Source organism: Blautia sp. Marseille-P2398 (genome assembly GCF_964240315.1).
Taxonomy (GTDB): Bacteria; Bacillota; Clostridia; order Lachnospirales; family Lachnospiraceae; genus Blautia_A; species Blautia_A wexlerae.
This window is the reverse complement of sequence record NZ_CAXSTD010000016.1, coordinates 1-23,451: the sequence shown is the minus strand read 5'-3', so window position 1 is coordinate 23,451 and position 23,451 is coordinate 1. Positions and strand designations below refer to the sequence as shown.

The 23,451-nt window shown below is 41.7% G+C and carries 18 protein-coding genes, 1 tRNA gene and 3 pseudogenes; 11 read left to right on the top strand and 11 right to left on the bottom strand.

Features of this window, described 5'->3' with window-relative positions:
* Positions 1-87 precede the first annotated feature (87 nt).
* On the top strand, positions 88-801 hold the full coding sequence (locus tag ACESZG_RS15805; protein ID WP_022380527.1) for a C40 family peptidase: 714 nt from the start codon (positions 88-90) through the stop codon (positions 799-801).
* A gap of 688 nt (positions 802-1,489) precedes the next feature.
* Here the strand turns inward: ACESZG_RS15805 and ACESZG_RS15800 are convergent.
* The 9 genes from ACESZG_RS15800 to ACESZG_RS15760 all read right to left on the bottom strand — a co-directional run bounded on the left by ACESZG_RS15800 (position 1,490) and on the right by ACESZG_RS15760 (position 10,383).
* The gene (locus tag ACESZG_RS15800; protein WP_008705345.1) at positions 1,490-2,107 is read right to left on the bottom strand and encodes a V-type ATP synthase subunit D; all 618 of its coding nucleotides are present in this window, start codon (positions 2,105-2,107) and stop codon (positions 1,490-1,492) included.
* 18 nt (positions 2,108-2,125) lie between these two features.
* Positions 2,126-3,508, bottom strand: coding sequence for a V-type ATP synthase subunit B (locus tag ACESZG_RS15795; protein ID WP_008705343.1), 1,383 nt, complete (start codon positions 3,506-3,508; stop codon positions 2,126-2,128).
* Positions 3,509-3,570: 62 nt separating this feature from the next.
* Positions 3,571-5,343: a V-type ATP synthase subunit A gene (locus ACESZG_RS15790; protein ID WP_008705342.1), complete on the bottom strand. Its 1,773-nt coding sequence runs from the start codon at positions 5,341-5,343 to the stop codon at positions 3,571-3,573.
* Positions 5,336-5,923, bottom strand: coding sequence for a V-type ATP synthase subunit E (locus ACESZG_RS15785; protein ID WP_025578303.1), 588 nt, complete (start codon positions 5,921-5,923; stop codon positions 5,336-5,338). The genes ACESZG_RS15790 and ACESZG_RS15785 overlap by 8 nt, the downstream gene beginning before the upstream one ends.
* Before the next feature lie 162 nt (positions 5,924-6,085).
* Entirely contained in the window at positions 6,086-6,394 is a 309-nt protein-coding gene (locus ACESZG_RS15780) for a V-type ATP synthase subunit F (RefSeq protein WP_008705340.1), read from the bottom strand.
* A 1-nt stretch (position 6,395) separates the two neighbouring features.
* Positions 6,396-6,827, bottom strand: a complete 432-nt coding sequence (locus ACESZG_RS15775; protein WP_008705339.1) for an ATP synthase subunit C — start codon at positions 6,825-6,827, stop codon at positions 6,396-6,398.
* 144 nt (positions 6,828-6,971) lie between these two features.
* Positions 6,972-8,912: a V-type ATP synthase subunit I gene (locus ACESZG_RS15770; protein WP_173679201.1), complete on the bottom strand. Its 1,941-nt coding sequence runs from the start codon at positions 8,910-8,912 to the stop codon at positions 6,972-6,974.
* Between the two features lie 67 nt (positions 8,913-8,979).
* Positions 8,980-10,023: a V-type ATPase subunit gene (locus ACESZG_RS15765; protein WP_022380359.1), complete on the bottom strand. Its 1,044-nt coding sequence runs from the start codon at positions 10,021-10,023 to the stop codon at positions 8,980-8,982.
* A 48-nt stretch (positions 10,024-10,071) separates the two neighbouring features.
* Positions 10,072-10,383 (bottom strand): hypothetical protein, encoded by a 312-nt coding sequence (locus tag ACESZG_RS15760; RefSeq protein WP_055057780.1) that lies wholly within the window; start codon positions 10,381-10,383, stop codon positions 10,072-10,074.
* A 306-nt stretch (positions 10,384-10,689) separates the two neighbouring features.
* On the opposite strand from ACESZG_RS15760, the gene trmB reads away from it, so the two are divergent.
* The 5 genes from trmB to guaA all read left to right on the top strand — a co-directional run bounded on the left by trmB (position 10,690) and on the right by guaA (position 18,815).
* Positions 10,690-11,355, top strand: a complete 666-nt coding sequence (gene trmB / locus ACESZG_RS15755) for a tRNA (guanosine(46)-N7)-methyltransferase TrmB (RefSeq protein ID WP_055054321.1) — start codon at positions 10,690-10,692, stop codon at positions 11,353-11,355.
* 424 nt (positions 11,356-11,779) lie between these two features.
* Positions 11,780-11,852 (top strand) — tRNA-Lys (locus tag ACESZG_RS15750).
* 455 nt (positions 11,853-12,307) lie between these two features.
* Entirely contained in the window at positions 12,308-13,708 is a 1,401-nt protein-coding gene (locus ACESZG_RS15745) for a phosphatidylserine/phosphatidylglycerophosphate/cardiolipin synthase family protein (RefSeq protein WP_195280099.1), read from the top strand.
* Between the two features lie 220 nt (positions 13,709-13,928).
* On the top strand, positions 13,929-16,322 hold the full coding sequence (locus ACESZG_RS15740) for a glycoside hydrolase family 31 protein (RefSeq protein ID WP_195280100.1): 2,394 nt from the start codon (positions 13,929-13,931) through the stop codon (positions 16,320-16,322).
* Positions 16,323-17,237: 915 nt separating this feature from the next.
* Entirely contained in the window at positions 17,238-18,815 is a 1,578-nt protein-coding gene (gene guaA, locus ACESZG_RS15735; RefSeq protein ID WP_008705330.1) for a glutamine-hydrolyzing GMP synthase, read from the top strand.
* Between the two features lie 150 nt (positions 18,816-18,965).
* On the opposite strand, the pseudogene ACESZG_RS15730 reads toward guaA, so the two are convergent.
* Positions 18,966-19,379 (bottom strand): annotated as a pseudogene (locus tag ACESZG_RS15730) (tyrosine-type recombinase/integrase); the annotation flags it as partial.
* On the opposite strand from ACESZG_RS15730, the pseudogene ACESZG_RS15725 reads away from it, so the two are divergent.
* The 3 genes and pseudogenes from ACESZG_RS15725 to ACESZG_RS15715 form a co-directional block, all read left to right on the top strand.
* Positions 19,377-19,856: pseudogene (locus ACESZG_RS15725) on the top strand (type I restriction enzyme endonuclease domain-containing protein); the annotation flags it as partial. The pseudogenes ACESZG_RS15730 and ACESZG_RS15725 sit on opposite strands and share 3 nt — an antisense overlap.
* 54 nt (positions 19,857-19,910) lie before the next feature.
* Entirely contained in the window at positions 19,911-20,561 is a 651-nt protein-coding gene (locus ACESZG_RS15720; RefSeq protein WP_368211058.1) for a hypothetical protein, read from the top strand.
* Between the two features lie 93 nt (positions 20,562-20,654).
* Positions 20,655-22,166 (top strand): RNA-binding domain-containing protein, encoded by a 1,512-nt coding sequence (locus ACESZG_RS15715; protein ID WP_243097933.1) that lies wholly within the window; start codon positions 20,655-20,657, stop codon positions 22,164-22,166.
* A 213-nt stretch (positions 22,167-22,379) separates the two neighbouring features.
* Here ACESZG_RS15715 and ACESZG_RS15710 read toward each other — a convergent pair whose 3' ends face one another.
* The gene (locus ACESZG_RS15710) at positions 22,380-22,646 is read right to left on the bottom strand and encodes a hypothetical protein (RefSeq protein ID WP_368211057.1); all 267 of its coding nucleotides are present in this window, start codon (positions 22,644-22,646) and stop codon (positions 22,380-22,382) included.
* Positions 22,647-22,886: 240 nt separating this feature from the next.
* Here ACESZG_RS15710 and ACESZG_RS15705 point away from each other — a divergent pair, with 240 nt between their 5' ends.
* Together ACESZG_RS15705 and ACESZG_RS15700 are read left to right on the top strand one after the other, a co-directional pair.
* Positions 22,887-23,024 carry a hypothetical protein gene (locus ACESZG_RS15705; RefSeq protein ID WP_368211056.1) on the top strand — a complete coding sequence of 46 codons (138 nt, stop codon included), beginning with the start codon at positions 22,887-22,889 and terminating at the stop codon, positions 23,022-23,024.
* 285 nt (positions 23,025-23,309) lie between these two features.
* A pseudogene (locus ACESZG_RS15700) lies at positions 23,310-23,384 on the top strand (hypothetical protein); the annotation flags it as partial.
* Positions 23,385-23,451 lie beyond the last annotated feature (67 nt).

The window sequence follows — 23,451 nt, the reverse complement described above, 5'->3', positions numbered from 1 at the left end:
GTTATGTTAACATACACAAATGCGTAACAAAACGTAATAAAAATGTAATAATTTTACAGCGATGTATAACAGGAGTTGATTAGTAAAATGAATAATAAAATAAAGACAATTTTGATGGCAGCAATTATGAGCTCTGTGGTTCTGACACAGGGGGTATGTGTAAGCGCAGCACAGTTTGATGATGGCGCATCAGCGTTTTCTGATGGAACAGGAAGTGTAAGTGCTCTGGCAAGTACACTGGCGAAGCAGACAGAGGAACAGACACAGGAGTTTGTTGCGAAAGAAGAGGAAGCAGCTCAGATTCGTGAAGAACGAAGAGTAGAGAAAGCGGAAAAGGCTTCTGAGAAGGCAGAGCAGGAAAAAACAGCCGCGCTGGAGAGTATTCAGCAGACAGTTGAGGATACAAAGAAAAAAATTGCCGAAGAAGCAGAAGCGAAACGTCTGGCAAAGAGACAGGAAGTGGTAAACTTTGCGCTGCAGTTTGAAGGAAATCCTTATGTTTATGGCGGAACAAGTCTTACAAACGGTGCAGACTGCTCAGGATTTGTAATGTCTGTATTTGCCAATTTCGGTTACAGTCTTCCACGTGTGGCTGCAGCGCAGTGTGAGGCCTCCACAAAGAAAGATATCAGCCAGCTTGAGCCGGGAGATCTGGTATTCTACGGAAGCGGATATATTGATCATGTGGCACTTTATATCGGAGATGGAAAGATTATCCATGCCAGCAATGCTGCTACAGGAATCAAGATTTCCGATTATGATTATGAGAAGCCGGCAGCTGTAGGTACGTTCATGGAATAGCTGTAACGCCTAAAATTATATGATTCGACAAATTGCACAAAGAATGTCGAGAGGTGGGAAAAGTGGATAAAGTCATACACACTCTATCCACATACCCGGTTATTGAAAAATCCCGTAAATTAAAGTTATACACAAAGTTATCCACATTATCCACATTTTATGTATGTGGAATACTCGATTTACATAAGGAAAAAAGAAACAAATGTTTTGTGTAAAATGATAAATCGACATTTTTGGACGAAAAAATCCACAAATCTATTGACTTTTTTATATTCTAAAAAACATATAATATTGTACAAAAAAGACAAAATATAATAATATATATATAAATAATCAGAATATTTAAAAAGATATTCTACTAAAAAATACAACAACAATGAAAAAAAGAATACATTTGACAGAAACAGGAAATTTCCACATAGGAGAGACAGATGTGGATGAGAAATGCACAAAATGAATTCGGGTGGGGATAACTTTTCACAGATATTATCCACATAACATGAAGTCCTGTGTCAGATATCTTTGCCGTGCGTCAGCACGCCTGCAGATATCTTCCTTGTCTTTCGCACTCTGCTGAACTGTCTTAAATGTATTATTTACGAGGATTGCTATAGATATCTTTATCATACGTCAGATAAAATCAGCCGGATGAATAGTAAATATTCATCCGGCTGATTTCTGATATATACTATTTTTGTTTCATCCGTTTGATGACTTTCAGACGGGTAAATTCCTCACGTTCTTTCTCCTCCAGTGCATTCTGGATATCTTTGGTCAGTGCCTCGTACTTCGGAATAGTGATATTTTTCAGAGCATTGGCACGTTTCTGAGTTTTCTTGATATTGGCTGCAAGGCGGATGGCTGCATTTTCCACCATGGACAGGCGGATGGACAGCTCTTTTACCTTTTCAAAGGCAGCCTTGGCTTCGTCCAGAGACATCTTTGTGCTGTAGTAGGCATAGGTGGGAGTGTTAGTGGTTTTGTCATATTCCACCAGAGGAATTTCCGTACCCATAACACTTCGGGTTTTAATGCGTATAGAGTTCTCGACAGGAACCGTACACGCGATCTGCTGGACAAAGGCGATACCAATCTCCATATTGGCTTTCTGCAGTGCTGTATAGGCAGTGCGGAAAGTCACATCAATCTGTGTCTGGATATCCTTTGCCTGATCGATCAGCTCCATCATTTCACGAATCAGGATGTTACGCTTTTTGTCCATCAGTTCATAGCCCTGACGGGAAAGCTTTAGTGAGTTCTTTGCAAGTATCAGGTTTCCCTTGGTGGGAAAGGTATTCGGATCCATGTAATCACCTCGCTTCTTTTAGCGTACTGTTTCGTGATAGTACTTGTCGAGGATCTTCGTATCAATTCGGTCGAGCTCTTCTTTCGGAAGAAGTCCCAGAAGCTCCCAGCCCTTATCCAGGGTTTCGGTGATGCTTCGGTTCTCGGTTTCGGACTGGCCGACAAATTCACTCTCAAAGGCTTTACCAAATACCAGATAGCGTTTATCCAGCGGGGAAAGCTCATCCTCACCGATAACGGAAGCAAGGGCTCTGGCATCTCCAACCTTTGCATAGCAGGAGAAAAGCTGATTTGCCACGTCCTGATGGTCTGCTCTTGTATAGCCTTCACCGATACCGTCCTTCATCAGACGGGAAAGAGATGGCAGTACGTTAATAGGCGGATAGATTGCCTGTCCATGAAGCTGTCTGTCCAGAACAATCTGACCTTCGGTGATATAACCGGTAAGGTCAGGGATCGGGTGAGTGATATCATCGTTTGGCATGGTCAGGATCGGGATCTGGGTTACGGAACCCGGTTTGCCTTTTACGATACCTGCACGTTCGTACAGGGTTGCAAGCTCACTGTACAGATAACCCGGATAACCTTTACGGGACGGAATCTCACCTTTGGAGGAGGAAACCTCTCGCATGGCCTCGCAGAAGGATGTGATGTCTGTCAGGATGACCAGGATGTGCATTCCTTTTTCAAAAGCAAGATACTCTGCGGCAGTGAGGGCGATCTTCGGTGTAAGAAGACGTTCAACAACCGGATCATTTGCAAGATTCAGGAACATAACTACATGGTCTGCAGCACCGCTTTCCTCGAAGGTACGGCGGAAAAATTCCGCTACGTCATATTTGACACCCATTGCCGCGAAAACAATGGCAAAATCTTCATCAGAGTCCTCTCCCAGAGAAGCCTGCTGTACGATCTGTGCAGCCAGCTTGTCGTGTGGAAGACCATTTCCGGAAAAGATCGGAAGCTTCTGTCCTCGGATCAGGGTGGTCAGTCCGTCGATTGCGGAAATACCGGTGTTGATATAGTTTCGGGGATATTCACGTGCTACCGGGTTCAGCGGCAGACCATTGATGTTTAATTTTACATCCGGGGTGATGTCCCCCAGACCGTCGATGGGCTGTCCGATACCGTTAAAGGTTCGTCCGAGGATTTCCGGGGAAAGCCCGATCTCCATGGGACGTCCGGTCAGCCGGGTATGGGTGTTGCCTAAGGACATACCGTCTGTTCCTTCAAAAACCTGGATAACAGCCTTGTCCTCATAAATCTCAATAATACGGCCGATCTTGCGAGTCCCGTCATCCATGTGAAATTCAACGATTTCCTCATAGGAGGCATTCTTGACGCCTTCCAGGACCACCAGAGGTCCGTTTATTTCGCTTAAGCCTAAATATTCAATTGCCATAAACTTCTCCTCTCTGTTACGACTCATAGCCGGTTATGGCTATGAATGTAACTGTTCCGGCATCAGCCGTTTTTTTCCATTATGTTATCATAGAAAGTATCAATGTCCTGCTTGTATTGGTCGAATTTATCAAGCTGATTATTTGCCACATCATATTTAATGGAAATAATTTTTTCAAAAATGTTGTTCCCCTCTTTCAGTACGGAAACCGGCATTCCACGGTTGATGAGTGCACGGCATTTTTCATAAAGATAGAGGATCGTTTCCATCATTTTAAACTGTTTTTCCATTGGTACGCAGGTGTCTTCTGCGTGAAAAGCGTTCTGCTGGAGGAAGCCCAGACGGATGACTCTGGCAATTTCCAGCGTCAGTTTCTGGTCATCCGGAAGAACGTCGCTTCCGATCAGCTTGACGATCTCCATCAGGGAGCTCTCCTGATTCAGGATTGCCATGAGCTGATTCCTGTCTGCTACAAATTTCGGGGAAACATGTTCTCTGTACCATGGAGTCAGGTCTTCCAGATATTCACTGTAGCTGGTGAGCCAGTGGATTGCCGGGAAGTGACGGGCATAGGCAAGGGATTTGTCCAGTCCCCAGAAACAGCGGACGAAGCGCTTGGTATTCTGTGTGACAGGCTCTGAGAAATCACCACCCTGTGGAGAAACTGCTCCGATAATGGAGACAGAGCCTTCGGTTCCGTTTAAGTTCTGCATCATTCCTGCACGTTCATAGAATGCGGACAGCTTGGATGCCAGATATGCAGGGAAACCTTCCTCTGCAGGCATTTCCTCCAGACGGCCGGACAGTTCTCGAAGAGCTTCTGCCCAACGGGAAGTGGAGTCTGCCATGATAGCTACGTCGTAACCCATGTCCCGGTAATATTCCGCAAGAGTTACACCTGTATAAATAGAAGCTTCACGCGCCGCAACCGGCATGTTGGAAGTATTGGCGATCAATGTGGTTCTGTCCATCATCAGGTTTCCGGATTTCGGGTCGATCAGTTTACTGAAATCTTCCAGAACCTGAGTCATCTCGTTTCCACGTTCTCCGCATCCAATGTAGATGATAATGTCTGCGTCAGACCATTTTGCAATCTGATGCTGAGTCATGGTCTTACCTGTACCGAAACCTCCCGGAACAGCGGCTGTACCGCCCTTTGCGATAGGGAAAAGAGTGTCCAGGATACGCTGGCCTGTGACAAGCGGGACGCTTGCGGGGAAACGTTTGTGGGTTGGTCTCGGGATACGGATCGGCCATTTCTGTGCAAGTGCCAGATCTTTGGTGGTTCCGTCTGCGAACTGAATGGTTACGATCGGTTCCAGAATGGTGTATGCTCCGTCAGATGCCGCGTGGATAACTGTGGCTTCTGTAAGATTCGGAGGAACCATGGATTTATGGAGAATGGAGTCTGTTTCCTGAGTTTCTGCGATAACAGAGCCGGGACCTACAACATCTCCTTCTTTTACTATGATGTGAGTGTTCCATTTCTTTTCTGTGTCAAGAGAATCAACGCTGACACCTCGTGAAATATATTTGCCTGAGGCTTTGGCAATCTCTTCCAGAGGGCGCTGGATACCATCAAAAATATTGTGGATGATTCCAGGTCCCAGAAGTACAGAAATGGCATCTCCGGTTCCTGTAACTGTATCGCCCGGTTTCAGTCCTGTAGTCTCCTCGAAAACCTGTACGGTGGTCATGCCTTTCTTCAGGCCGATGATCTCACCTACCAGATGTTCCGGACCTACATAGACCATCTCGGAAATCTTAAATCCGCTGTCGCCCTTCAGATAAATGACGGGGCCGTTGACACCGTAGATAATACCTGTATTACTCATGTTCTGGTCCTCCGTCAAACTTGAATTCTTTGTATGCTGCCTCAAAATTTCCTGCAAAAGAGTGATCGATCAGGATGTTTTTCTGAGGAATCGTAGCGCGGATACCGCCAAGAAAAGAGTCCTTTGCAAGCTGGATAGCAGTACCTGTTGTATGCTGAAGCTTCTCTGCAAGAGATCTGTCCTCCGGAGAGAGATAGATGGTAATCTCATCATTTCCTGCGAAATCCAGAGCTTCTTTGATCTTAGCAGTTAAATAGTTCTCATACTCCGGAGTTTTGGTAAAGGATTCCAGAAGTCCTTTTACTTCGGAGAAAATTTTCTCTTTTAATTCGTTTTGTTTTCTGGTCCAGTCACGCTTGATCGTGAGCTGTTCTGCGGAGAGAGCCTTGTTTATTTCACGTCGGGCGCTGGCAGTTTCCGCTTTGATCTGTGTCTGGGCGTTTTCTTCACTGAGAGTTTTGTGTTCTTCTGCCATTTTCTCCAGAGCCGCTTTATGCTCATCAAGAATGGCGGCAGCTTTTTCGTGGGCTTCCTCTACAGTGATATCATAAAAATGGCTGAGTTTTTCATCAATTGTCATGTTAACACCTGCCTGTAATATTTAGATTGTAACTGTTCACTCCGTTCACAGTAACGTAGCCAAAATTCATTCCAGATTGCCTGCGGCAATGGGATTTTGGCTTGTATGTCTCGAGATAGTGGTGTGTGAACAGTAACATTAGATTTACTATTGGTAACTGTTTTACAGCTTTAAACCAATAGCTTCATTCACATATGAAGTGATAAAATCCGGTTTGCGGCCAGTACCGTGCCTGTCGGGAATTTCAATGATCAGAGGGGTTTTGTGATGAAGCTTTACATCATCTATAATTTCGGGAAACTCCCGGCCGAATTTCTCGGTCAGGAGTATGATTCCGATTTCTTTATTGGAGATAGCTTTCTGCAAAGCATCTTTTAATTCATCATGTGTGTGTACGACCACGCCCTCCACACCTGCCAGTCTCATCCCTGTGTAGGTATCGATATTGTCGCTGATCAAAAACATCTGCATCTTATAACTGTCCCAGGATCATGAAGGAGATGATCAGTCCATAAAGGGCAACACCTTCTGCAAGACCTACGAAAATAAGGGATTTACCAAGGATACTCTGATCCTCGCTGATAGCGCCTAAGGCTGCGCTTGCCGCACTGGCAACGGCAATACCACCACCGATACAGGAAAGACCTGTTACAAGAGCTGCTGCGATATAACCCATACCTGTTGCAAGTGTGCCTTCAGAGCCTGCAGCGGCCTGTACGGAAGAAGCACCTGTGAACATAACTGCAATGGCGATAAGCATGGTTCCAAAGAAGAAGAATGCGTTTACACCGAGAGCTGTTTTGTAACGTCCGCGGTTTTTTTCACCGATGAGATAGTAGCCAAATGGAAGAATGATGCTGAGTACCAGTGCGATTGCTAAAATGATCTGTGCGATTGTTGTCATAATTAAATCTCCTCTTAGTTCTTGATTTTGCTGTTCATATATATCATATTTATTCGGCTTTGAATATCTGGCTGACCGACAGATATGGGTTTCCCGAGGATGATATATAAATGAAAATAGTATAATTTCTGATGATCTTTCTGTCTATTTTACAGAGCGGAACGGCTCAAATTTACGTCCTGTACCTTTGTAGAAGCGGCTGAACATTTCATAATATTCCAGACGAAGCACCTGGATACCGACGATCAGGCCCTCCATACCACATACAAAAAGGTTTCCCAGAACTACTACTATCCAGTTCAGGTTTCCGCTTTCTGCGCCTGCAAGCATGAGAACGACTTCCATCATCGCTGCATGGCTGACTGCGAAAGCTCCGATACGGACGAAAGAAAGGGTATTGGAGAAGTAGCTTAACAGGACTTCAAACATTTCAAAAAGTCCCTGTACAACGAACATTCCCTTCTCTTTTGGCATAACTTCTGATTTCTTCTCAATGAGGGCTGTAAGTGGCTCTTTCAGGAAGATCAGGATCAATGGTACGCCGAACATGATAAACAGTACGATTCCGCCGGGAAGTGTTTTGCCATTCAGTATAAGTGCGATGGAGACAACTGCAGAGCCGTAGAATACCAGACCAGCTACTGAGTTTGTATCAAACCAGATGTGTTCTACATCTCCGGCTTTCCAGGCATTCAGGATGTTAAATACCATACATAAAAGGATCAGGCACATACCAAAACCAATGGCAACAATAAATACTGTATTCAGCTTTCCGATAAACGGAACTGACATCATATTGTTCATCGGGCGAAGCCACAGGGCTGGTATCACATCTTCGAATCCGAAGATACTTCCGAACATAAATCCGAAGATTGTGGAGAACACACCTGCACAACTGATAATGCCTGCCAGTGTGATATGTTTGAATTTATAAAGCAGGAAACCACCGATAAAGAGCAGCAATCCCTGCCCCACATCACCGAACATTGCACCGAAAATAAAGGAATAAGTCAGTGCCACAAACCATGTTGGATCCATCTCGTTATAGGCCGGAAGACCATACATCTTAATGTACATTTCAAATGGTTTAAACAGTTTCGGGTTCTTCAGTTTGGTAGGTGGCTGCTGGTGGATGCCTGGCTTCAGATGTTCGTCCTCTTCACCGTCAATAATGCAGAAAATGCGGCTGTCGTCTTTGATATCATTCTGGAAAGAATGGGCATCTTTCTCTGTCATCCATCCACATAAGATATAGAAAACGTCCTTATCCCCATGTGTACATGCTGCAAGTCTGCGCACATCAAAGTTACCGGAAAGCTGTGCGATAGCATTGCGTGATGCAACGATATCCTTCTGATTTCTAAGAAGAAAATCTGCTTTTTTCTGATCGGCAGATGCCAGATCAGCAGCAGCTCTGTTGCGTGTTTCAGTCAGTTGTTCGAAAGCTTCTTTTGCTGTTCCCTCATAAGTATCCGGCATATAAATACGCTCGAAGTGCATGGAAGAATAGACGGCTTTTACTTTCTGGGCTTCGTGCTCCGGGACAAAATACAGACCCCAGACATACTGGTCATCTTCATCACATTTAATGAAAATTGTGTCCAGATTTTCGTAAATATACTTTTCAAATTTCTGGTAATATTCCTTCTCAATCCTTCCGAAACGGAAGTGGATGAACTGGAATTTCAGGATTGAGGAAATATTGTAATTAATATTTCTGAACGGGCGGATCACTCGCAGAGATTCATCCAGAGCTGCAAGCTGACTCTCCAGATCAGCACGTTTATTGCTTAGTTCCCGATAATCAGACTGAATCCGGCGGATTGTATTTAAAGCCTGTTCAGTATCCATAGGTTTGGCAGAAATCTTCTCCGGATCTGCCAGTTCATCATAGAAACTGTTGGCAGTAGAGAGTGCTTCCTTATATGGATTGATCTCCATAAACGGAGAAAGACTCTCTACTGCGGTCAGCTCGGAAAGGGCATTTTCCAGATGAATTTCGTACTTGGAAAGATAGGTGTTTACCACTCTGTCAATATCGGCCTTAGGACCGGTAATGCTCAGGAACTTCATTTTCTCAATCATAAATTCACCTCCTGGTTAATGTTCTTTAAACTGCGAAGCAGTTATTCAGTTATGCGTCATATAGAAATCAACTGTTGCAAATATAACGCATGGCTTCATCATGCTGCACACCGTAACGTACGCATTCAATGGCGATAGTCAGGCGGTTTACTTCGTGTTCCTTGTTATACAGATAAGAATAGATCACTGCTACAGAATATGGATTTCTGTGGGATTCCTTCTCAAGGATCGAGCGGTGGATGTGGTTGTAGAATTCTTCCAGATTGGCTACGGTAAGCTGTTCATATTTGTTGCCGTACCATGTTTTCTGGAAAATTCTTCGACCTTCTTCGTATGAAGGTGCTTCCACCAAAGCTGTGATCTCTTCTTTCTTTAACTTATAATTTACAGGGATCAGCAGGGCATAAATACTTGCCGGATCCATGTTGTAATACCTTTTGGAACGCTGGATAAACTGCAGATTCAGCATATCAAATTTCTCGCCGTAAGTGCAGGTAATCTCTTCCAGATCTTTACCTTTAAACAGCTTCTTACGGATGTTCCAGATCTGGGTAAAATAGTACAGATCCAGTGCCATACCATAGTCGAAGAGAAGTGCTGTTTCATGCTCCTGGATCTTCGAAAGCGGGATATAAAATTCGTTTCCTTTGAGGCAGGAGATCAGTTCCTCCATGGTGGAACAGGTAGTGATCCGGTCTACATCAATATTGGAATGCAGACGGAAAAATTCACGGTACGGAGAAACATCTACAGGATCCGTGTCGCGGTGATCGAAGATATTTGTCATGACTTCCTTCAGTACACGGATTTCATATCGCTTGGAATACAGATCCAGAAATTTACGCTGCTCCGGGTTGGCAAAGTGATAAATTCTGGAGAAATTCTGGAATATGGATTTCTTCAGAAGCTTCTCAATCTGGCCACGGTGCAGGGTATTTTCATCCAGTGCATCCCACCTGGAAGAGTATTCCGGCATTCGCTTCAGATAGGCGGCTACCTGCGTGACATCGGAGAGTTGGAGGATTTCCTCGAACTGATCCATGGTAGTAAGCCTGCTCTGCATTGCGCGGATTTTCGTGGAAAGTCCGCTGTAGGAGAGTACGCCTCCCATTGTTTTTCACTTCCTTTCCTGATGTCATTTAGCGTTTGAGACAGATCTTTACATAGCCAGTATTTTCTCAAACAATTCTCTGGAAAGTTGTGAGTGCTGCTGTTCGTAATGAGCATCCAGTGAAGAAAAGGTAGCGTCTGTATCTGCACGTAACTGTGCCAGGCGGGAATCTTTTTCTTCTTCCAGTTGCTGACGGATCCGTTGAATCTGCTCTGTTGTCCGGGACTCCAGCTGCTCGTCATAATTTTTACATTTCTGTTCTGCCTCTTCAGAAAGCTGTTGCTTTTGCCGGTCGCAGTCTTCCATGATGCGTTGGGCTGTAAGCTCGATTTCAGATAATTTGTTAAGTATCTGCTCCATCTTCAACCTCCTTAGTTGTCAAAATTTTACAAAAAAACCAGATTTACTATGCACAAAATAGTAATATCTGTTAGATATCATACACCCTTTTGTTTAAAAAAACCATCTAAATTTTTTTCAGAAATAAAAAAATTGTTATTTTTTAGACAAGTTAAAGAAATCTCCTGCGAATATCTGTCCGGGATGTAATTGACGTTAGGAGTATGGTATGGTAGTTTATTGGTGGCAGGAAATTGCACGCACATCTTGCGTAAAGCATTTTTCAAACACGCTCTGGAGATATAAGAAAAGGAACAGGAGATTTTTATGAGATTAAGAAATATTCCGGGAGCTCAGGATGCAATTCTGGAGAGCCCTTATGTGGTGCAGGAACCACAGACAAAGAAAGGACACTGGGGGGAGGTTTTTGTGAAAAAGCAGCCTCTTCATATTGAAGTAGGGATGGGAAAAGGAAGATTTCTTATGGATCTGGCCCGGCTGCATCCGGATATCAATTATATAGGAATCGAGATGTATGACAGCGTTCTTCTTCGCGCATTGCAGAAGAGAGAAGAACTGGAGGAGAATGGAGAGGTTTATTCTAATTTATTTTTTATGAGAGTGGATGCCAGACTTCTGCCGGAAATCTTTGAGAAAGGTGAAGTAGATAAGATTTATCTGAACTTTTCCGATCCATGGCCAAAAGCCCGCCATGCAAAACGTCGCCTGACATCCAGAGAATTCCTGGCACGTTACGACCAGATTCTGGTTCAGGATGGAAAAGTGGAATTTAAGACAGATAATAAGGAACTGTTTGAATTTTCCCTGGAAGAAGTGGAGGAAGCCGGATGGAATCTGGAGGCTTCTACCTTTGATCTGCATCATAATGAAGAGATGGTACAGGGAAATGTTATGACAGAATATGAAGAGAAATTTTCTTCTATGGGAAATCCAATCTGTAAGATGGTGATTTCCAGAGGGTGTCACAGATAAAAAAGCAGAGCAATCATCTGGTTTATAGCAATTCCGTAGTGAAGTGGATTGCGATTATTCATTTGATTATCTATTGTGGCTGGCAGTGCATATTATAGTATAAGAAAATTTCGGGGCGCGAAGCGCCCCGAAGGAGTCAGCCAGTGAAACGAAAAAGTTCTTTCCATAATAAGATGCTACAATTCCGTTATGAACACAAAAACTTTGATAATATCTTCAGCCGCCTGCGGAAATCCGCAGAAGAGGTCAATAAAACACTTAACAAAATGTCCCAAAACGACGAAAAAAAGGAAAAATAAATGAAATAGAAAAAAATCTGATTTTTTTTGAAAAAACCTATTGACATTTAAACGACTATTATATATAATATCACTTGCGTTGAGGGTGATGCAAAACTTCAACACAAAGAAAAACAAAAGAATATGCGCTTTTAGCTCAGTTGGTAGAGCACCTGACTCTTAATCAGGGTGTCCAGGGTTCGAACCCCTGAAGGCGCACTAAGAACACTGTTTTTGCGGACAATGCGATTGCCGCGGGGACGGTGTTTTTGTGTTTTACGGAAAGCGAAAAAATATTTTATGCTACTGATACCGCTTAAAGAACACAGGGTCAAGCTGGTAAATATCTTCATGCAGGAGAGAAGACTGCTGTGCAAGATGCAGATAAACTCTCTTTATAACCAGTCATCACACTTTATACAAACCATCCTGATAACATTGAAATCCCTCCCTGTTGGAAAGAGTTGATGACATTGAATTTTTATAAATCGGAAACATATAAGACATTGCAAGAAAAAGAAAAGGGTTTGTGAAAAGATTTTAACGCTTTTCGTATCAAAAGATGCACTATGGCTTCTGATTATGTTATACTCTATACTCAGTGTATTGTCGAAAGAAGAGGAATAAGTCAAATATATGGGTTCCGGTCTGGTCAAGGGAGGTTGTGGTATCGAATGAAAAAAATACTAAAAAGAACAGGAAAAATATTTTGCCTTTTTTTGCTGATCGTGGTGCTAGTGAATGTACTTTCACCTCTTTTTTGCAGAAAACCGGACGAAACATATGTGGAAAGTCTGAGAAAGACAGAATTTACATCAGAGACAGCAGGCGTAGAAAGGATTTGCTGCATTGACGATAATGAAGAGGCACTTTTGTGGAGGCTTCGTATGATTGGCACTGCGAAGGAGAGCATTGTACTGTCTACCTTTGACTTACGCGCGGATGATAATGGCACTAAAATTCTTGCCACATTGAATTGCGCTGCGGCAAGAGGTGTGAAGATTCAGTTATTGATCGATGGAATTTATCAGCAACTGTTTCTGGCTGGAAGCAGCGATTTCCAGGCTCTGGCATCATATGAGAATGTGGAAGTGGGAGTTTACAATCCGGTGACACCGGTCAATCTGTTTAAGGTGAATTATCGCATGCATGATAAATATCTGATCGTGGATGAGAAAATGTATCTGCTGGGCGGACGCAACAGCAATGATATCTTTCTGGGGGATCAGACAAAAGGCATTAATGAAGACAGAGATATCCTGGTGTATGATACATCAGAAGGACAGGGAGAGTCTCTGAACCAGCTTGAGGATTATTTCCATAAAATATGGAAGGAAAGCTGTGTGAGCATTAAAAAAGGCAAACAATCTTCCAGATATACGGATGCATACCGGAACATGGAAGAAATTTACATATCTCTGCTGAAAAGGTACAATGATATAGAAACCTACAGTGCATGGGAAAAGGATACGATAGAAGCAAACAAGATCACTCTGATCAATAATGGAATTGAGGCGGGACGAAAAACACCGCAGGTTCTCCAGACAATTCAGTATCTTACTGAAAATGCAGATCATGTAATAATACAGACTCCTTATGTGATCTGTAATGGTTACATGTATGATGTATTGCAGGGGATTTCAGATCATGCAAAGCTTCAGATTGTGCTGAATGCAGTGGAAAAAGGCTCTAATCCATGGGGCTGTACAGATTATCTTAATCAGAAAAAGAAAATTCTGGAAACAGGGGCAGATGTGTATGAACTGATGAATGATTATCCGGTTCATACAAAAGCTGTGCTGATAAATGACCGTCTGTCAGTAGTAGGTTCCTATAATCTGGATATGCGAAGTACTTATCTGGATACGGAACTGATGCTGGTAATTGACAGCGAAAAACTGAGTCAGCAGATTCACGAAACAGAATCAGATTATATGGAAAAAAGCAAAGAGGTACTTGCAAACGGTCAGGAAACCGAAGGCGCAAAGTACCAGGGGAAAGTGTTGAATCGGAAAAAGAAGTTATACTACGGCGTGCTCAGGATTATCATTCGTCCTCTTCGGCAGCTGCTTTAGAGTGTGTTTGGAAAATCATTCCCAAAATCTCCTGCAAATTGTGACGCACATCTTGCGTAAAGCATTTTTCAGACACGTTCTAGAAAATAATATCACAAGTATATGTCATATAAATGTTCAGTAGCTGAAAAAAAGCGTTGTCAATCAGACTACAGAAGATTAAAATAGACATAAAAGCAGCTGTTACAACTGTTGTTGATGTAAAGGAGGAAAAGCTTTTATGGACTTAAAGAAATTTATGCTGGAAGGTAATCCTGTATGCAGAAAGGAAGCTGTGATCGTGGGCGATCATTTCAGGATTACAATGTTGACAACTGCCCTGATTCGTTTTGAGTACAGCGAAGACGGAGGATTTGAGGACAGAGCAACACAGATGGTATGCAATCGTGATTTCCCGGTGCCGGAATTCAGGGTGAGCGATGGCGGTGAGGAATTACATATTTACACCAAAGACCTGGAAATCCACTATGACAGGCAGAAATTTTCTCCAAGCGGTCTGATGATACGTGTAGCGGGTGGAAAAGCCAGCGAGCGCGTGTGGCATTATGGTGATGAACCAAAAGATCTGCTGGGAACAGCCAGAACCCTGGATGAAGCAGACGGTGAGATTCCGCTGAGTCATGGAATTATGTCCAGAAACGGTTTTTCAGTGCTGGATGATTCCCACACAATGGCTATGGGCGAAGATGGAATGGTAGAGCCACGTCAGGGAAACAGAGCAGACTTTTATTTCTTTGGATATGGTCACAGATATGTGGAATGTCTGCAGGATTTTTACAGATTATGTGGAAAAACACCTCTGCTTCCAAGATATACGTTCGGAAACTGGTGGAGCAGATATCACAAATACACAGAGACAGAGTACAAAGAACTGGTAGAGCGTTTTGAGAAAGAAGAAGTGCCGTTTTCTGTTGCAGTTGTAGATATGGACTGGCATCTGGTAGAGGATGTACCTCCTGTATATGGAAGCGGATGGACAGGATATACCTGGAATAAGAAGTTTTTCCCAAATCCGCCTGAATTTATGGACTGGCTGCACAAACATGGATATAAGATCACACTGAACGTACATCCGGCAGATGGAGTGCGTGCTTATGAAGAAGCCTATCCGAGAGTTGCAGAGAAGATGGGAATTGATCCTGCAAGTAAGGAACCGGTACTTTTTGATATGACAGATCCGAAATTCATTGAGACATATTTTGAGGAACTGCATCATCCGATGGAAGAAGAGGGAGTAGACTTCTGGTGGCTTGACTGGCAGCAGGGAACTGTAACCAAGGTTCCGGGACTGGATCCGCTCTGGATGCTGAACCACTATCACTATCTGGACAGCAAGTGGAAAGGAAAACGTGCGCTGACTTTCTCAAGATATGCAGGTCCAGGAAGCCACAGATACCCGGTTGGTTTTTCCGGTGATACGTTCATTACCTGGGAGAGTCTGAAATTCCAGCCATATTTCACAGCAAATGCCAGCAACATCGGTTTTGGATGGTGGAGTCATGATATCGGTGGACATATGTTTGGATACAGAGACGACGAGCTCACTGCAAGGTGGGTACAGCTTGGAGTCTTTTCACCAATGAATCGTCTGCACAGCACAGATAACCCGTTTAATGGAAAAGAACCGTGGAAATACAACCAGATTGTAGAAACAGTAATGAAGAATTTCCTGAAACTGCGTCATAAGCTAGTTCCGTATCTTTACACCATGAACCGTCGTGCAAGCAGAGCGGGACTGCCGCTGGTACAGCCGATGTATTATCTGGAGCCGGAGCGTGAGGAAACCTATGAAGTACCGAACAACTATTATTTCGGCACAGAGATGATGGTATCTCCAATCACAGATAAGCTGGATCCGGTAACAGGACTTGCAGGCGCAAAGACATGGATTCCGCAGGGAATCTGGTATGATTTCTTTAACGGAAGAGCATATAAGGGCGGCAGAAAAGTGGATCTCTGGAGAGATATTTATGAGATGCCGGTACTTGTGCGTGAAGGCAGCATCATTCCACTGAAGGACATGGAAGGATATGATAATTCCATTGAGAATCCTGAGAAACTGGAAGTACTTGTATATCCTGGAGAATCAGGAGAATTTGTACTTTGGGAAGACGGTGGGGACACACCGGAAGACCTGGATGAGAATTGGGTATCCACCAGAATGACGAAGACTGCAGATGAGAATGGAACAGTATTTATTGTAGAAGCTGCACAGGGAAATACAGCAGTGATCCCGCAGAAACGTTCCTGGAAGATCCGCTTCTGCAACATTCAGGACAAACCGCAGGAGGTTACTGTAAACGGACAGGTATATAAGGATGCAGAGTTCGCAGAGGATAAGAAGCTTCATGGAACAATAGTGATCCTCAAGGATGTGCCGGCAGATGCACAGGTGAAGGTTACTTTTGCGGCAGATGCAGCTGTTTATCAGAGAGATTATGCAGAAGAGGTCTATGAGATTCTGGAAAAAGCACAGATTACCTATGCACAGAAGACAGAGGTTTATAAAGTAGTGAAAGAGCTGGGCACAGAGGCAGTGCCAGTTCTGGTATCCATGAATTTGAATCCGTCATTGCTTGGGGTACTGATGGAGATTCTTACAATGGGAATTTAACCGAATCAAGTAAGTGTGCCAACAAGTTGATTTCTCGAACAATCTTGCGTCTAAATTTCTTATTTCCGCGTTGTCGTCGGTCGCCGTAGCCACCGCTACGCCTCCTTCCTCCGCCTTGAAATAAGAAAATTTATCCTGCAAGATTGTTTCAAGAATCAACTTGTCGGCACACTAGTTCTCTGCGGTAACATAAAAATCCCGCTCACAGTTGTGTCTTACTGTGAGCGGGATTTCACATTTTAAAAGAAGGAGTGCCGGATCTTGCGATCCGGCAAGTATGAAAAAGAAAAAGTTTTATTATAAATAAAGCGTTTGCTTTATTTGCTTATTAATATACAGGGAAAATGTGTGCAAAATGTGATGGACTGTTGAAGAAATTGTGATTAAATTCTAAAAAACTTATAAAAAAAAGAAAAAGACCTGAAAAGGTCTGTAAAAAGAAGGAGGGCCGGACCTTACGGTCCGGCATAAGTATGAAAAAGAAAAAAGTTAAAAATCTATGTGAAAAAGCATTTGCAACCTGTCTGTAAAGCATTTGCTTTATTTGCTTATTAATATACAGGGAATTTGTGAGCAAAATGTGATGGACTGTTGAAAAAAACGTGATTAAATTCTAAAAAACTTATAAATTGGAAGTAAGATTACTGTTCACACACCACTATCCCGCGAGGTGTTTTGGCATGAATATGCCAAAATCCCGAGACATACAAGCCAAAATTCCATTGCCGCAGGCAATCTGGAATGAATTTTGGCTACGTTACTGTGAACGGAGTGAACAATAACGTAGGAAGAAAACACAAGGTGGAAAACTGAAAATAAGCATTGTAAAAATCCGAACTGTAATTTATAATAAAATTCAATGGTAACGGTTCAATATCTTTACAGTTACAAATAATGAGAAACAAGGAGGAAAACATGAAAAGAGAAACAGTCGTCGTACTGGATTTCGGCGGTCAGTACAATCAGCTGGTTGCCAGACGTGTGAGAGAATGTAACGTATACTGCGAAATCTATTCATACAAGACCGATCTTGAGAAAATCAAGGCAATGAATCCTAAGGGAATCATCCTTACCGGTGGTCCGAACAGCTGCTATGAGGCAGATTCACCTACATGCAATAAAGAATTATTTGAGCTTGGTATTCCTGTTTTGGGACTTTGCTATGGCGCACAGCTTATGATGCATGTTCTGGGCGGAAAAGTTGAGAAAGCAGATGTGAGCGAATATGGAAAGACAGAGGTTCTGGTAGATAAGACAGATTCCAAAATCTTCAAAGACGTATCTGACAAAACAATCTGCTGGATGAGCCACACAGATTACATTTCCCAGGTTGCACCAGGATTTGAGATTGCTGCTCACACAGCAGACTGTCCGGTAGCAACTGCACAGAATGAGGAGAAGAAGCTATATGCGATCCAGTTCCATCCGGAAGTGCTTCATACAGTAGAAGGAAAGAAGATGCTTTCCAACTTTGTACTTGGTGTCTGCGGATGTGCCGGAGACTGGAAAATGGATGCCTTTGTTGAGCACACTATCAGAGAAATCCGCGAGAAGGTCGGGGATGGAAAAGTTCTTCTTGCCCTGTCAGGTGGTGTTGACTCTTCCGTTGCAGCAGGACTTCTTTCCAGAGCAATCGGAAAGCAGCTTACCTGTGTATTTGTAGACCATGGTCTTCTTCGTAAAGATGAGGGAGATGAGGTTGAGGGTGTATTCGGACCAAACGGTCAGTTTGACCTGAACTTTATCCGCGTTAATGCACAGCAGAGATACTATGACAAGCTGGCAGGTGTTACAGAGCCTGAAGCAAAACGTAAGATCATCGGTGAAGAATTTATCCGTATTTTTGAAGAAGAGGCCAAGAAGATTGGTGCGGTAGATTTCCTGGCACAGGGAACTATTTATCCAGACGTTGTAGAGAGTGGTCTGGGCGGAGAGTCCGCAGTGATCAAATCTCACCACAATGTAGGCGGACTTCCGGATTTCGTTGATTTCAAGGAAATCATCGAACCGCTCCGCGACCTTTTCAAGGATGAGGTTCGTAAAGCAGGTCTGGAGCTTGGAATTCCGGAGAGACTAGTATTCCGTCAGCCATTCCCGGGACCGGGACTTGGAATCCGTATTATCGGTGAAGTTACTGCAGAGAAGGTTCGTATTGTACAGGATGCAGACTTCATTTATCGTGAAGAGGTAGACAATGCTGCAGCTGAGTATAAGAAAGAACACGGTGAAGATCCTTCATGGATGCCGAACCAGTACTTCGCAGCACTGACAAATATGCGAAGTGTAGGCGTTATGGGTGACTTCAGAACTTATGATTACGCTGTAGCGCTCCGCGCAGTGAAGACTATCGACTTCATGACAGCCGAATCTGCTGAGATTCCGTATGCAGTACTGAATAAGGTTATGAACCGCATTATTAACGAAGTTAAGGGCGTTAACCGCGTATTCTATGACCTGACCAGCAAGCCGCCGGGTACGATTGAGTTTGAATAAGAGCCACAAGTCTTGGAATCCGCTAAACAAGCGGCTTCCGAGACTTTTTCTTTTTGCTCTGCTACTAATAGCAACTACTCTTTTTTATCGTTTTCAGTTGGTTGTCATTAACTTTAATAGCAAGAAACCCTGATGACTGCTGGATTTCTTTTAAATGATTTTTCTTTGTGACATCTGGATGATTTTCCCTGATGCGGTATTTGGCGGTACTAACGCAGGTCCAAACTGAGATCGGATGGTTACATCTGAGCCGTTGTCCTGAGTCTGAGATACTTCACAGGTGATACCTGCGGCTTCAAGCAAAGGGTTATCAGATGGTGGCTCAGGTGTTGGCGAATCTGTTGCCTGCAATGATTCCAGACTATGCACAAGCTCCTGTTGTTTATGTGGAAACAGATGGGAGTATGTGTTAAGTGTTGTGGAGACCTTTTCGTGTCCAAGCCTGTCTGCTAACATTAATGCATCACAGCCTTGATTGATAAGTAAGCTGGCGTGCGAATGCCTGATATCATGAATTCGTATCTTCTTTACACCTGTGTTTTTACAGCCTCTTATCATCTCATGTTAACAAATGAAGAAGTTATTGAGGAAATGCTTAATCTTGCAAGACAGATTGTAGTAGCCCAAAAGGAAGGTGACCAGCTTGGGCTTACTGCTGATGAGCTAGCCTTCTATGATGCATTAACGAAGCCACAGGCAATAAAGGATTTCTATGAAAATGAAGAACTGATAGCAATTACAAAAGAACTTGCAGACACTCTCCGAAGAAACAAAACAATTGACTGGCAGAAACGAGAATCAGCAAGAGCAAAAATGCGTATGCTTATAAAGAAACTGCTGAAAAAGCATAAGTATCCACCTGAAGGTATGGAGGATGCAGTTCAGACTGTTATGACACAGTGCGAACTTTGGACAGATAATAATGATATGGGCGAGGAAAAGGTTGTTAACTTTTGAGACAAATCAATATCATATGCTGAATCAAACTATGCAGCCATGATGGTTGCTGAAAGTACAGCAACATATGGAGCAAAGAAATAAAAGGAAGGATATGCATAAAAATTAACTTTTTGTGCATCATCCAGGAAAAAAATTATGGAATATTATATTTTAAAATGTTATCAAGAAGCTAAAAATAGGTGTTCAGATGTAGATCAAGGATTTGATAGATTTGAACCTAAAATAAAAAAGATAGTTATTGCATGTCTTGTTGCAATGTTTACATCGTGTGCTGAGATTATTTTTACAATGTTATTACTTCCTAAACAATTATGGTACTGTATTGGTATAATAATTTTATTAATTGCAATGGTAATACTTATAAGTGTAGATAATAAAGATCAAAGGAATCATATGGACAAATATGTAGATTCACATAAGAAAAAAATTGAGGTTTTAGACGAAGTATTAGAAAGTAAATTTCAAATAAATAATAAAGAAAAAATAGAAGAACTGATGAATATTTATCAAGAATATATAGATAAAGAAACTAGCAAAGAAAAAAAGAGAAATAGTATTATCTTGACCATTTTTTCTGTATTTGCAGGGGCTTTAACCATTTCATTTGAAAATATGGGAGTTATTGGCATAGATTTTACTAATTGGTTATACGTAGCTACATTTTTGCTTGTTTTTGTTGCAACAGCTGGAATTTGGATTTATTCATATACTTTTTTTGATACATTGAAAAGGAAATATGAACTTATGATAAAAGACTTAAAAGATTTATTGCTGTTAAAATATTAGATATTACATAGTTATTGGCAGTAATAATAGGTATGGTGAAAATGAAGATAGTAAAAAAGCTATATATTTTAATAAAGAAAGCAGGTGCGACACATGAATATGCAGGAGTTAAAGGAACTCATTTACCAAGGCGAAAAAGTTGATATAGAGTGCAAAAAAGCAGAAAAAAACGTACCAAAATCTGCGTATGAGTCATATTCTGCATTTGCCAATACAAAAGGTGGATATATCATACTTGGAGTAAGAGAAGATAAAACAAAGACTGATCCCAAGGATAGATTTATAATACAAGGAATAGAGGATGCACCTAAGCAGAAAGAAGATTTTTGGAATACAATTAATGGAAATAAGGTGAATATAAATTTATTAACAGATGATGATGTAGGGATTGTTGAAGATGGCAGTATAAGATTAATTGTGATTCATGTGCCTAGAGCTGATTTTAATATGCGTCCGGTATATGTTGGAGAAAATCCCTATAAGGGAACATATAAAAGAAATCATGAAGGCGATTATCATGCGACAGAGCATGAGATTAGAGGAATGATAAGAGATCAAAATCCAGAGGGCAATGATAATCAGATAATTGAGTATTATACAATGGATGATATTGATAAAGAAACATTAAGAAAATATCGTCAGATTTTTGAAATCAGAAATGATGGACATGTATGGAATGCTTTGAATGACAAATCTTTTCTTGAAAAGCTGGGTGGCTATAGGAAAGATAGAAAAACTGGAGTAGAAGGCTTGACATTAGCTGGACTTTTGATGTTTGGTACAGGACAGGCTATCAGAGAACGATTTGATAATGTTTTTATGGATTATCGTAATGAGAGTCAAGTGACAGCAGATATCCGCTGGAATGACAGAATTACTTATGATGGTACATGGGAAAATAACCTGTTTAATTTCTTTACAAAAGTAACACCTAAATTAACTGAGGATTTAAAAAAGCCATTTAAATTGGAAGGTGGCGTTCAGCGTATAGATGATACTCCGGTTCACAAAGCAGTTCGTGAAGGCTTTGTAAATATGATTATTCACGCGGATTACTTAATGGATGCAGGAGTATTGAAAGTAATTAAGAGGTCTGATTCGTTCGAATTTACAAATCCGGGAATTTTGAAACTTCCGTTAGAGGATATTTATCGTGGAGGCAATTCAAAGTCAAGAAATCCTCATATGCAGACTATGCTTAGATTGGTTGGATTTGGCGATAATGCTGGCTCTGGATTCCCGACAATTCTTGATGTGTGGAAGTCAGAAGGATGGATAAAACCACAATTGATAGAAGATACAAATCTTGATCAGGTGACACTTGTGATGAAGATGGAAAAGGAATCTGATGATAAATCAGCAGAAAAATCAGCAGAAAAATCAGCAGATTTAAAAAACAGGGAAGGAATGGCGTTATCAGAAAGACATCAGCAGATTTTAGCCATTATGGAGGCTGGTATTGAATATAGTACGGAACAGGTGGCAGAAAAGATAGGTTTAAAAGGTCCAAGGACAAGACAATTATTAAATGAATTAGTGAATAAGGAGTTATTGGCTTGTATTGGAACAACTAAAAGAAGAAGATATATTAAGCCTGTGGATTAAATATATCCAGTCTCATTATTACTAATGATAACGAGTATATGATAGACATTGTTTTATGGCAGGGATAATAGAGAAGTTTTGGAAAAGAAAAAGGCAAGTTGTATAGATTAAAATAATTCGTCGCTTTTTTCATTCGAAAAGCGACGAAAAGTTTTTATTAGTTCGAGCAAAACATTACTAGATCAGCTTGTGATAATGATAAAATAACTAATATTAATTAAATTCATTCATAGCATCCACATATTTCTGTAGTCCATTAGGTTTACAAGCTACTACAGCATACAGCAGAGGATTCTCCTGTACCAGTCGGTACAGATACACAATATCATCAGGTGTATCGAGCAAGACGGCTGAATTACATTTCTCACAACTAATAATAATAGGTGTGTCGGTATATGTATCATTGATAGCATTAATGATAATGGAATTAGTATCAGGTTCATACATGCTAAACAGGTAACAAGGGTTATTTTGTTTCATGGTGTTCTCCTTTCCACAGATACTTAGCACCATCAAGCAGATTAATGATGGCTGTAAGCATATTGTTATAGTCGGTCAGTAGTTCTTTGATTTCATTGCTTGTAGGAAGAGTGTTCAAAGTTGGGTGCTCACAGCATTCAGCATCACTGATTCTAAAACTTATAGTTGAGCTTACATGGCGATGAATACTTTGACCTTTTAGATAGCTGGCTGGAAAACACGCTCACAATGGGGAGCGATATGCCGAGAAATGAGATGACGATTAAGAAAAGCGCGGTAGAATCTATTATAAACTGCAAGACTTTTGAACCGTTAAAAGACGATGTTCATTTTCAAAATATTATAAAGCGGCTGAAAACCCTTGAAGAAAATGGTTGAACCGGTTTATAGACGGAGGCTAATATAATGATTCGCAAACTGTTAAAAAAACTTCTTGGTGAAAATTTCACCGAAAATAATGCAAAGCTGGAAACCGTTAATTTTGCGATTATTCTTTTGATGTTTCTCCTGTATTGAAAAATAAGCTGTGCTGTCATACACTTGTATTATAATACAGGGGTATAAAGGAGCGAGAAGATGAAAAAAAGGTGGTTTATCAATCTGATAATCGGTATAATAATGGTTATAAGCGGTTGTCTTGGATATTTGCAATAAGAAGCATGGGGAAGCGGAATTAAAAGAATTCTTAATGCAGCAGAAGAGTATGGACTTCCGAAACCGAGATTTCAGAGAGTATGAAACTTTTTCTGTAAAATAATGTTTATAAGGTTCTTCTATGATACAATAAATATCATTAGGAGGGCCT